The sequence below is a fragment of the Bacteroides salyersiae genome, from assembly GCF_031172035.1.
In the GTDB taxonomy this organism is placed as follows: domain Bacteria; phylum Bacteroidota; class Bacteroidia; order Bacteroidales; family Bacteroidaceae; genus Bacteroides; species Bacteroides salyersiae.
The window spans coordinates 1322395-1334923 of record NZ_CP133452.1 but is presented as its reverse complement, the minus strand read 5'-3'; the positions used below and the strand labels follow the sequence as shown (position 1 = coordinate 1334923).

Genomic DNA, 12529 nt, shown 5'->3' with positions numbered 1-12529 from the left:
GAGGAAACCCTGTCTATAACAATAAAATGCCGGATCAAAACAAGTCGATCCGGCATTTTTTCTTTACCTATATTCACTAATACCCCAATTTATTCATAAGAAATCATATTTGACAATATACGTTCCCTATACCAGGGATCATCTATCTCTTTCAGCATTCCCCCCATTTCCGAACAAAGTTGTTTCACCACCTCTTTATTCTCCTCCAATGAAAGGTTATTCATCTGATAAGGGTCTTTTTCATCATCAAACAACAGACTCTTTTTCAATTGCTTCGTATTGCGATCGATATAAAGCGCCATTGTATAACGATGCGTCTTGATTCCCCTTGATGAAGGAAAATAAGATGTCACTAACCCGTTTTCATCTTTCTCTCCATCCAGATTCTGAATGTATAAGGCACCTGTCGGACGTACGATATCAGCTTTTTCATCGAAGAAAAGCGGAGCAAAATTGCGTCCCTGTACTTCAGCAGGAATAGAATCTCCAAGACCGCACAATCCCAACAGGGTAGGCATAATATCCGGTGAAGAAAGCATCAGATTATCCACTCGCGGGCGGATTTTATCCGGATACCGCACTATAAACGGAACATTCATCGACTCTGAATAAGGAGAGTTTTTCGGGTCATCCGTACGCTGGCTACACATAGTTTCTCCATGATCCGAAGAGAAAACGACAATTGTATTCTTATCCAGTCCCATCTCCTTCAATGTTGCCAATATCTGACCAAAAGCACGATCGACGCCAGTCACCGATGCAAAATAGTAACGAGCCGATTCCGCCTTTTCCATTTTCGCATCTGCATTGGGCCGAATCAAAAGACTATCGAGCGGACGGTCTTTATACAAATTGAAATCTTCCTCCATACAGTCGTCCAATGAACGATACGGACTATGCGGAGGATTCATTCCTACCATAATAAAGAACGGCTTTTTCATATCGCGCACATTGCCCTCGTTTTTCAAGTACGAAACAACCATCCCGGCTTCGTGTAAGGGCGACCATTCCTTAGGGTCATGACGTTTCCCGTCCGTATCCCAATAATGAGGATTCTTATGTTCATCAAATGTGCCGTAAGAATACCAATAATTAAATCCGTGTCGACGTTCCTTCGGAGTATAAGCATCCCATACCGGCCGCTTTTCTTCTACATACTGTCCCGGATTTTCCGGATCATTCGGTGTCGGAAAATCAGCATGCAATTTTCCAAAATAAGCACAATCGTAGCCTGCACTTTGAAACACGTCACCGATACACTCTGCATCTTCACGCAAGGAACTGATGGGGCGATTCGAATTACAATTCAAAGGTATACCACTCTTGTTAGGATACATTCCTGTCAACAAACTGCCACGATGAGGGCTACTCAACGGACAATTACTCTGTGTTGAAGTCAGTACCACTGATTCGCGGGCAAAAGCATTCAAATTAGGTGTATGCACGGGATCGGCTTTAAAATTCACCTTTTCCCGGAATCCCTCCTGTCCCCAAAATTCCATCGCCTGATTGCGATACTGATCAGGAAAAACATAAATGATATTGGGATGTTCGATTTGTTCAGCCTGTGGAGCTTTACACCCCTGCATAGCAAACAAACTCAAACCGCCGAATAATAAATTTATCTGATTGTTCATGACAAATGACTATTGATTAGTAGTAAGCAAGTAGTTAAGTAGTCAAGTAGCAAGTAGTCAAGTAGTAAGTAGTAAGTAGTCAAGTAGAATAGATTCATTCTGAAACATGCACTCTTTTTTGATAGCCGGACTATCACCTACTCACTACTTGACTACTTAACTACTTGACTACTTAATTACTTTTTCTCCATATCTCTCTTACGCATCAATCCCTCCAAGAAGTAATAATCGGCATAGTTCAACGGAACGTCGATTTCGGAGTCGTGAGGGATGCTGCCTACGGAGTGCATCAGTATAAAATTACCGTTTGTTCCTACTGCTGCACGGTAAGCCGGCGAGCCAAGACTCTCCATGATTTTATCAGCCGTAACCTTATAATCATTTCCCGGAAGATAGTTTTCCATTTCATATAGTGCGGAAGCTGTACAGGCAGCAGCCGAGGCATCACGCGGTTCATTCGGAATATTGGGAGCATCAAAATCCCAATAGGGTACGAGATCTTCCGGCAGATTTTTATTGGTAAAGATAAAATTGTAGACTTTCTGTGCTTGATCAAGATATTTCTTATCATGGGTATAGCGGTAACAAACCGTGTATCCATACAGTGCCCATGCCTGTCCACGAGCCCATGCCGACTCATCCGCATATCCCTGCGCTGTCTGTTTCTTACGCACTTCACCTGTTTCCGGATCATAATCCACCACATGATAACAACTATTATCCTGACGGAAATGATGCGCCATCGTTGTATCGGCATGTTTCACTGCAATATTATAAAAAGTAGAATCTCCCGAAAGCGCTGTCGCTTCAAACAACAATTCAAGATTCATCATATTATCAATGATAACCGGACATTTCCAGCCGCGTGTACTCTGCCATCCTCTGTCGGCATCCCACGACTGAATAACTCCTGCATTCGGACGAAAACGAGTAGACAATGATCTGGCAGTTTCCACAATCACATCTTTGTATTCTTTCTTATCAGCCAGGCGATACCCGTTCAGATAGCTGCAACCAATCATAAAACCTACATCATGATGCCATTTCAAATGTTTTACCGAATCGAGTGCTTCTGTATATTTCACTGCCAGTGGCAACCACTTCTTATCTCCGGTAAGCTCATAAGTGAGCCATATACTACCCGGATAAAAGCCAGAACACCAATCATCAATGGGAATATAAACAATATTACCATCTTTATCAATCGTGCGTGGATTCAATACTCTACCCGACTTCTCTATAATATCAGTCTGGATCGTATTCTGCGCAGCAGCATTATCAATGTTATCCTGAATAAAGTCTTTTTCAACCGTTTTAGTGTTGTTGCAACTTGTCAGAATCAGCAGGGAAAATCCCAATACACTCAAAATCGTTTTCATAATACCTGGATTATTTGTGATGTAATTAATTTCATGATGGCAAAAATAGCGCAATCCAACAGATTTGACTGTACTAAATAATCCAATTAAGAGACAAATTTGGTACATTTGCAGAAAATAATATGCCAATGAGCCAATATGCCAATATGCCAATATGCCAATATGCCAATGAACCAATATGTCAATGTCCAACTGCACGTCCAGATATGGCAGCGCAGCCAATTGGCACATTGGCATATTGACCAATTAACCAATTATTAATCATGACACCACAGGATTTTTTTAAAAACGATCTTTTTGCCGAAAGGGCAGGCATCGTACTCATGGAAGTACGCGAAGGATATAGTAAAGCCCGACTGGAAATAAAAAAGGAACATCTCAATGCAGGAAACCGCACACAAGGAGGAGCTATCTTCACCTTGGCCGACCTTGCCTTAGCAGCTGCTGCCAATTCGCATGGGCAACTTGCTTTTTCCTTATCGTCCAATATTACGTTTCTCCGTGCCAGTGGTATTGGTGATACATTGTATGCCGAAGCCCGGGAGCGATATATCGGCCGGAGCACCGGATATTATCAGATAGATATCACTAACCAAAAAAATGAATTAATCGCCACATTCGAATCAAGCGTATTCCGCAAAGATCAACAAGTACCTTTTACTTTGTGACAATCGAAGTAAGCGGATAACGATTCCCGGTAACACTTCTGAGAAAAGCTTTGGCCGACCCGATATTCAAAAACATATCCAAACGAACCGGGAGGTGGTTTTTATCATCTGTAATATAGAATGTAATCACCTCCTTTTCTTTATCTTTGTCGGTATATTCCACAAATGAGAAAACAAGGCATCGGTAAGTCGTATCATTCTCTGCTTTGATATTTTTCATCCCGCGATAAATCAAGGTCTGTTCTTCTACCCTGCGACCGGTAGCCATAGGAAAGTTTATTTTCTGCCCGATCGTATAGTCGTTCGGATCGTAAGAGCGGGCTTGTGCCAAAATACTGAGCATATCAAAAACACAGCGACTGTCACTATATTCGGTCTCTATAATCTCACCATCCCGGTAAGTACGCTTTTGATTGACAAAGCACAGTCCGTCTTTATAGGAAAACCATGCCTCGTCTACCGTGTAACGTTTTCCCTCTTCAGCTCCTTTGCGGAAATAACGGGGTTCGAGTTTCTCACTGACAATACAAGTCAAAGTGTCCCGCATTTTAAAGAAAAAATCAATTTTCTTACTGCTCACCGACAAGAGATTAAAACGGTAGGCCGGTTTGGAGTGATAAGTCGTCGCATTCGTGGTAAGGCTTGCCAAACCTGCCTTTATCCATACAAATTTCCAGTTGAAATACAAATCGTACATTACATGTTCACCGGACTTGAAAGCTTCGTTCGTAGCTTCACACTGAGCCTTGACCGGCATTGAGAAGCAAACACTAACAATCAATGTCAACCATAGCAGGTTTATACGACTCTTAACGCTGGCGACCGCTTTGATTATTATTCTGGCCTCTTTTCTTCTTGTCTTCATCTGGTTTTTGTTTTTTAAGTTCATCCGGTTTTTGTTTATCCAATGGTGTTGCCTTCACATCCCAAGTCTGTTCGACCTCCCAATTGGCTCTCGGTTCCAATATCTGCGGATAATAGTACACCATTTCCGGCTGCCGCTTCGTTTCGTATTCACCGGTATCCCAGACTCCATTTCCATTCGTATCATTCACCAAACGAGCGCAGTACTTACCCGGATTCAAGAAATAGAAATCTGCTTTCCCATCAACGACAGGTACTTTACGCACTACCTTATCCTGACCATCGAGCAATTCCACAAAAGCAATGGAATCACACCCTGTAACATTAAAATAAATGGCCCCGTATTCCTCCAGAGAGCGTACTTTTATGTTCTGCTTTATCTTATCGGTAAACAACCCGTAAATACCATGAAAAGCAGTCGAATCTACCGAGAACTCGTATTCCGTCGCCGGCTCCCAATCATAATACAAATTATACTTACGTAAGTTCAACGAATCCTGTGTAAAATCAAAAGAAACCTCCTCCCATAACGTATCCACTTTCTGTTTCAGGTGGATAGCCGCAGTATCAAACCAGGCTATCGGCTCCTCAAAAGTCAATGAGATATAATCGTACACATCCATAGAAGAAGAGGCACGCGATGATACAGGCAGGAATTTGGTCGGTTCCGGCTCATCCTCTTCATCTTTCTTTCTCTTCTTTTTCTTGGGCTCATCCGTATTCTTTTTCACATTCTTGGCTACAAGCTTCAATGTATCCGTCCGCGGAACCAACTGATTCAATGTATCCGTATACAAATAGCTAAGACTGAATGACAACGTATCTTGCTTATAAAGCAACGAATCTTTTACCCAATAATGAATAGTATCATTTTTCAGGCTCTTCTCAATAACAAAAGCATCCTCCTCTTCAAAGTTCAACCCCTTCAACACCGGCAAAGTATCGGCTTTGGCCGCAAAATAAAGCGTAAATTTCTCCGGAGTCAGACGTTCGCTTTTAATAAGATATTGCGAAAACAGATTTTCCGTAAAAGAACGCAATACAATATTATCCGGCAGATAATAAGTATATTTTCTTTCAACAATCGTATCAATAGTCAAAGAGTCCACCCAAGTCGTATCCTGTCGCATACGTTCCTCCCAACGGGGAATAACCAAAGAGTCATTAAAAGCCAGCGCTTCGCTCTTCTGGCTGAAAGAAAAATTCTGATCGGCATCCATCAGACCAAAGATACGGTATTCTCCCGGAGCAATCCCCCGGATTACAAAATGTCCGCGACTGTCCGTACGGGCTACCCGGTCAAACGGCAATTTAGTAAATGCCGTATCGGATAAATTGGAATGTAAGCCCACCAGCATTCCCTTTACCGGCTCCAGATTGGAAGCTTCGAGTAACGTACCGGATACCTCTAACGTATCGATCACATCTCCGGTAGAGAAAGTAAACGCAAAATTACCCAACGGATTTCCTTCATTGTTATCAACGATGGCATCCGAAAAATCAATCGTATAAGTGGTATTGGGTTTCAGTGAATCGAGCAGGTTTATGTTTATCTTCTTTCCCGAAGGTTTAATTTCAGGCTGCTGTGCCTGAGGCGGAGAAATCACAACCTTTTCATTCGCTTTTTCCAATTTTATATATTCATCAAATTCAAGTGAAATTTTCTTCCGGGTGCTGTTAAGTGCCCCGGCAACAGGTGAACTCTTCATAAAACGGGGAGGTGTCTCATCCCTCGGGCCACCGTCCGGACGGCCTATACTGGCACATGAATAAAAAGCAGCCACTCCTGCGACTACCGTCAACACCTTGCGAATAAGCAACTTTATATTATAAGATCTTTTACGTAACATGATGCAAAAATAAAGGTTCTCAGAGAATAAATACTATACTTTACACTAATTTAATGAAAAATCGGGCAATACCGTTCCAAGCATCACTCAGCTGTCATTATTTACCAACAGATGCGACATTTGGAACGAAGTCTCTATTAATAAGAGAAAAACATAGTTAAAAAAGCGGGTATTATAGAACATTCTTACAAGAAATTAAAGTACTTTTGCAGCGAAAACTGAAAAAGCGTATTTCGGTTTTCTTCTTCCATCCTTATACATTACTATGAGCACACAAATTTGTAGAAATTTATCAATAAACACTGAATATAGAAGTATGAAAAGTAGAATTGTATTATTCGCATTTTGTTTGACCCTCTTGTCGAGTTGTGGCAAAAAGGGTTTTGACATGGGAGGAGCTCCGGAATGTGCAGTGCAAACCCTGCAACCCGCAACAGTCAATCTGACCAGTTCTTATCCGGCTACTATTAAAGGAAAACAGGACGTAGAAATTCGTCCCCAAGTATCAGGTTTCATCACCAAAGTTTGTGTAGACGAAGGTTCCATGGTACGCAAAGGACAGGTATTGTTCATCATTGATCCTACGCAATACGAAGCTGCCGCACGTTCGGCCAAAGCAGCCGTAGCAACTGCCGAAGCTGCTGTAAGTACGCAACAGATCACTGTTGACAATAAACGTGCCTTGAACAAGAAAAATATTATCAGCGACTATGATCTGGCTATGGCCGAAAACTCGCTTGCATCAGCCAAAGCACAACTGGCCTCGGCAAAAGCACAGCTTATCAGTGCAGAGCAGAACCTCGGATTTACCAACGTAAAAAGTCCTTCCGACGGTATTGTCAATGATATCCCTTATCGTTTGGGAAGTTTGGTAAGCCCCTCGATCACTACCCCACTGACTATTGTTTCAGATATTACCGAAATGTACGTTTATGCTTCTCTGACAGAGAAAGAACTCTTGGAATTGGTACGTAAAGACGGTTCGCAAAGCGCTGCCGTAGAGACCTATCCCGAAGTACAACTCCAACTTTCAGACGGAAGTACCTACGATCAAAAAGGAAAAATAGAAACCATCAGCGGTGTAATCAATGCAAACACAGGTGCGGTCAGCATTCGTGCTACTTTCCCAAACAGTAACCACCTGTTGAGAAGTGGCGGTATGGGTAATCTCATCATCCCTTACCACATGGAAAACGCTCTTGTTGTTCCGCAAAAGGCAACGACAGAAATACAAGATAAGAAATTTGTATTCCTGCAACAACCGGACAATACGGTTAAGATGAATGAAATCACCATACTTAACATCGATAACGGACAAGAGTATGTAGTTACCTCCGGACTGAAACAAGGCGATCTGATCGTTATTGAAAATGTAGGTACTCTGAAAGACGGACAAACTATTAAACCGACTACTCCTGCCCAGTCGGAAGCAAACTTCCAGCAAGCTATGCAAGATCGTAAAGAAGGAAAAATGTAAATTCAGCTTATAGAGATAACAAAACTATGAAATTAGATAGATTTATTAATCGCCCGGTACTATCTACGGTAATCTCCATCGTAATAGTCATTCTGGGTATATTGGGACTGTTCTCGCTCCCTATTTCCCAGTATCCGGACATCGCACCGCCTACGGTAAGCGTCTCCACCACTTACCAGGGAGCTAATGCCCAGACGGTATTGAACAGTGTGATTGCCCCACTCGAGGAGCAGATCAACGGTGTGGAGAATATGATGTACATGACATCTACTGCAACAAATACAGGTGAAGCCCGTATCGACGTTTATTTCAAACAGGGAACAGATCCGGATATGGCCGCCGTCAACGTACAGAACCGTGTAGCCAAAGCACAGGGCTTCCTGCCGGCCGAAGTTACCCAAGTAGGTGTAATCACCTCCAAACGCCAGACCAGTATGTTGCTGGTATTCTCGTTGTATAGTTCAGACGATAAATACGATAACGAATTCCTTGAGAATTATGCCAAAATTAATGTAATCCCTGAGGTTCAGCGTGTGCCCGGTGTGGGTGATGCCATGGTGCTCGGTGCCGACTACTCTATGCGTATCTGGTTGAAGCCGGATAAAATGGCCCAATACCACCTGATGCCTACCGATGTCTCCACTGCTTTGGCCGAACAGAATATAGAAGCCGCTCCGGGCTCGTTCGGTGAACAAGGCAACCAGACTTTTCAATACACACTAAGGTACAAAGGACGCCTGCAAAGTCAGGAAGAATTTGAAAATATCGTCATTCGTGCTACTTCAGACGGACAAGTGCTTCGCCTGAAAGACATTGCAGAAGTGGAGTTAGGACGTTTAACTTATGGGTATACCAACAACGTTAACGGACACCCGGGTGTTACCTGTATTATCTTCCAAACAGCCGGTTCGAATGCAACACAGATTATCAAAGACATCGAAGCATTGCTGCAAAAATCTGAAGAGACATTCCCTCCGGGTGTAAAAGTAAATATTTCCCAGAATGCCAACGACTTCCTTTTTGCTTCTATCCATGAAGTAATCAAGACTCTGCTCGAAGCATTCGTACTGGTATTTATTGTGGTATACGTCTTCCTGCAAGATTTCCGTTCCACATTAATTCCGGCCATCGCTATTCCAGTAGCTTTGATCGGTACATTCTTTGTACTTTATTTGATCGGATTCAGCATTAATCTGCTGACGCTTTGCGCTATGGTACTCGCCATTGCCATCGTGGTCGATGATGCCATCGTAGTCGTCGAAGGGGTCCATGCAAAACTGGACCAAGGATACAAATCTTCCCGATTGGCTTCTATCGACGCCATGAATGAATTAGGTGGCGCTATCGTATCCATCACGCTCGTAATGATGTCCGTATTTATCCCTGTAAGCTTCATGACAGGTACTTCCGGTACATTCTATCGCCAGTTCGGTTTAACAATGGCTATCGCTATCGGTTTATCGGCAGTCAATGCATTGACACTGACCCCGGCGCTTTGTGCCATCCTGCTGAAACCGCATAAAGAAGATGAAAAGAAAAAATCAACTTTCGTCAGCCGTTTCCATACAGCATTCAATGTCTATTATGACAATATATTGAAACGATATAAAAAAGGTACACTTCGTTTCATCCACAAGCCTTGGTTGACCATCGGTAGTGTAATAGCCGGCATCGCCCTGTTGATGTTCCTGATGAATATTACTCCAACCGGTTTGGTTCCAAATGAAGATACCGGTACTATTATGGCAGTTGTCGACATGCCGCCGGGAAGTTCTATGGAGCGCACCACCGAAGTTATGCAGCGCATCGACAGCTTGTTGGGTGCTGACCAAGCAATCGAAAGCCGGACGATGATTGTCGGTTACAGCTTCCTCGCCGGACAAGGACCAAGTTACGGTTCATTTATCTGTAAATTGAAACCTTGGGAAGAACGAAGCATCAAGCAACGTTCCGATTTCGTATCCGGAATGCTTTATCTGAAAGCCCGTGAAGTCATCAAAGATGCACGCGTATTGCTGTTTGCACCTCCTATGATCCCGGGATATAGTGTATCCAACGGTTTCGAGTTGAACTTGCAGGATAAAACCGGTGGTAGCCTGGATAAGTTCTACGAAGTAGCACAAGACTTCATTACCAAGTTACAAGCGCGTCCGGAAATTCAGTCTGCACAGACATCCTTTAATCCGAATTTCCCGCAATACATGATCGATATTGATGCCGCCGCCTGTAAAAAGGCCGGTCTTTCACCAAACGATATCCTGACAACCCTGCAAGGATATTATGGCGGTCTATACTCTTCCAACTTCAACCGATTCGGTAAGTTGTACCGTGTAATGATCCAGGCAGATCCCGATAGCCGTGCCAACCTTGAATCCTTGAAATCCATCAAGGTGCGCAACGGAAATGAAATGGCACCCATCACCCAGTTCATGAGCGTTAAACGTATCTACGGACCGGATAATATCAAGCGATTCAATATGTTTACTGCTATGACTATCAACGGTTCCCCCGCTGACGGCTACAGTTCCGGGCAAGCTATCCAAGCAATGCAAGAAGTAGCTCAAGAATCGTTGCCTACCGGTTACGGTTATGAGTTCTCCGGTATGACCCGTGAAGAACAAAGTTCCAGTGGAAGCAGTACAGCCATGATTTTCGTACTCTGTTTTGTTTTCGTATATCTCTTGTTGAGTGCGCAGTACGAAAGTTATATTTTACCTTTGGCCGTATTGCTTTCTATTCCGTTCGGTTTGGCAGGTAGTTTCATTTTTGCCCATTTGATGGGATTGGCAAACAATATCATCCCGATACTCGGAGCAGCTACCAATAATATCTACATGCAAATCGCCTTGATCATGTTGATGGGACTTTTAGCAAAGAATGCCATTCTGATCGTAGAGTTTGCCCTCGACCGTCGTAAGATGGGTATGAGTATCACTTGGGCAGCCGTATTAGGAGCAGGTGCCCGTTTGCGTCCTATCCTGATGACTTCATTGGCCATGGTTGTCGGATTGATTCCATTGATGCTGGCCATGGGAGTAGGTGCCAACGGTAACCGCGCATTGGGTACAGCTGCCGTAGGCGGTATGTTCATTGGTATGATCTGTCAGATCTTTGTCGTACCGGCCTTGTTCGTAATCTTCCAATACCTGCAAGAAAAAGTTAAGCCGATGGAATGGGAAGATATCGACAACTCTGATGCGGAAACAGAAATAGAACAATATGCTAAATAAAGTTAGAAAAAAATTAAGCATGAAAAAACAAATCATATGTATGTTGTGTGCAACTGCCTTTTTAAGCAGTTGCCACATCTATAAATCATACGACAGACCCGAGGATATTGAGATCTCCGGTTTATACCGTGATACGGTAGCAGGAGGTGATACGTTGGTATCCGATACGACCAACTTCGGGAATCTGCCTTGGAGAGAGGTTTTCACCGATTCTCAGCTACAAACACTCATTGAGCAGGGATTGGCGAATAATACCGATCTGCAGACCGCCATACTGAAAGTAAAAGAAGCACAAGCAGCTTTGATGACTTCCCGTCTTGCCTATGCTCCAATGCTGGCATTATCCCCTCAGGGTACTATCAGCAGTTTCGATAAAAGTGCCGCAACCAAAACGTATTCCTTACCGGTAACCGCCAGTTGGGAACTCGACCTCTTCGGTAATTTGTTAAATGCAAAGAGAGGTTCTCAGGTAGCTCTTCTACAAACGAAAGCATACCGCCAAGCCGTACAAACTCAGATTATCTCCGGCATTGCCAATACATACTACACCTTGTTGATGTTGGACAAACAGTTGGAAATCTCCGAACAAACAGCCGATGTAATGAAACGCAACGTAGAAACGATGCGTGCCATGAAAGATGCAGGTATGACGAATGCTGCCGCCGTTGCGCAAAGCGAAGCCGCCTATGCGCAGGTTATCGCCTCTCTACCGGCTATCCGTCAAAGTATCCGCGAAGCCGAAAACGCCCTCTGCATGCTTTTAAGACAAGCACCGCAAGCTATCAAACGCAGCACATTGGAAGAGCAGCAATTACCCACACAATTCTCTGTTGGCGTACCTTTGCAGCTATTATCCAATCGTCCGGACGTGAAAGCCGCCGAAATGAATCTGGCAAGTACTTATTATAATACCAATGCCGCCCGCGCTGCTTTCTATCCGCAAATCACGATTAGCGGTTCAGCCGGCTGGACAAACAGTGCCGGTAGTGTTATCGTTAACCCAGGTAAACTCCTTGCCTCTGTTGTCGGTTCACTGACCCAGCCTCTCTTTTATCGCGGCAGCAACATCGCCCGTTTAAAGATAGCCAAGGCACAGCAGGAAGAAGCTAAACTCGCTTTCCAACAGACCGTATTAAATGCCGGCAGTGAAGTAAGCAACGCGCTCTCTTTATACCAGACTACCGCCGAAAAGACCTCTGCACGTCAACTTCAAGTAGAATCTGCCGAAAAAGGCGCCGAATATACAAAAGAATTGTTTAATTTAGGCACGTCAACCTATTTGGAAGTTCTCTCGGCCGAACAGTCACTGCTGAGTGCGCGTCTGTCACAAGTATCCGACCATTTCGACAGCATGCAAGCCGTAGTCAGTCTCTACCAAGCATTAGGTGGCGGAAGAGAAAATTAAAAGGTATTAATTGTAAATC

8 protein-coding genes are annotated in these 12529 nt (G+C 43.6%); 4 read left to right on the top strand and 4 right to left on the bottom strand.

Annotated elements, in window-relative coordinates:
• Window positions 1-89: 89 nt before the first annotated feature.
• A complete protein-coding gene (locus tag RB604_RS04920) occupies window positions 90-1637 on the bottom strand; it encodes a sulfatase family protein (RefSeq protein ID WP_005927560.1) in 1548 nt (515 codons plus the stop codon).
• Window positions 1638-1813: 176 nt separating this feature from the next.
• Window positions 1814-3016 carry a glycoside hydrolase family 88 protein gene (locus tag RB604_RS04915; RefSeq protein WP_007479372.1) on the bottom strand — a complete coding sequence of 401 codons (1203 nt, stop codon included), beginning with the start codon at window positions 3014-3016 and terminating at the stop codon, window positions 1814-1816.
• 263 nt (window positions 3017-3279) lie between these two features.
• Between RB604_RS04915 and RB604_RS04910 the strand changes: the two genes are divergently transcribed.
• Complete coding sequence (locus RB604_RS04910; protein ID WP_005927565.1) at window positions 3280-3684, top strand: PaaI family thioesterase; 405 nt, start codon at window positions 3280-3282, stop codon at window positions 3682-3684.
• On the opposite strand, the gene RB604_RS04905 is transcribed toward RB604_RS04910, so the two are convergent.
• Together RB604_RS04905 and RB604_RS04900 are read right to left on the bottom strand one after the other, a co-directional pair.
• Window positions 3674-4549, bottom strand: a complete 876-nt coding sequence (locus tag RB604_RS04905; protein WP_007479373.1) for a DUF3108 domain-containing protein — start codon at window positions 4547-4549, stop codon at window positions 3674-3676. The genes RB604_RS04910 and RB604_RS04905 overlap by 11 nt on opposite strands.
• Window positions 4494-6398 (bottom strand): Ig-like domain-containing protein, encoded by a 1905-nt coding sequence (locus RB604_RS04900; protein WP_007479374.1) that lies wholly within the window; start codon window positions 6396-6398, stop codon window positions 4494-4496. Before RB604_RS04900 ends, RB604_RS04905 begins: the two co-directional genes overlap by 56 nt.
• 316 nt (window positions 6399-6714) lie before the next feature.
• On the opposite strand from RB604_RS04900, the gene RB604_RS04895 reads away from it, so the two are divergent.
• From RB604_RS04895 to RB604_RS04885, 3 genes are read left to right on the top strand one after another with little or no spacing between them, the layout of a single operon-like run.
• Window positions 6715-7875, top strand: coding sequence for an efflux RND transporter periplasmic adaptor subunit (locus tag RB604_RS04895; protein WP_044093649.1), 1161 nt, complete (start codon window positions 6715-6717; stop codon window positions 7873-7875).
• Between the two features lie 26 nt (window positions 7876-7901).
• Window positions 7902-11105: an efflux RND transporter permease subunit gene (locus RB604_RS04890; RefSeq protein ID WP_005927577.1), complete on the top strand. Its 3204-nt coding sequence runs from the start codon at window positions 7902-7904 to the stop codon at window positions 11103-11105.
• Between the two features lie 19 nt (window positions 11106-11124).
• Window positions 11125-12510, top strand: a complete 1386-nt coding sequence (locus tag RB604_RS04885; protein WP_025819125.1) for a TolC family protein — start codon at window positions 11125-11127, stop codon at window positions 12508-12510.
• Window positions 12511-12529 lie beyond the last annotated feature (19 nt).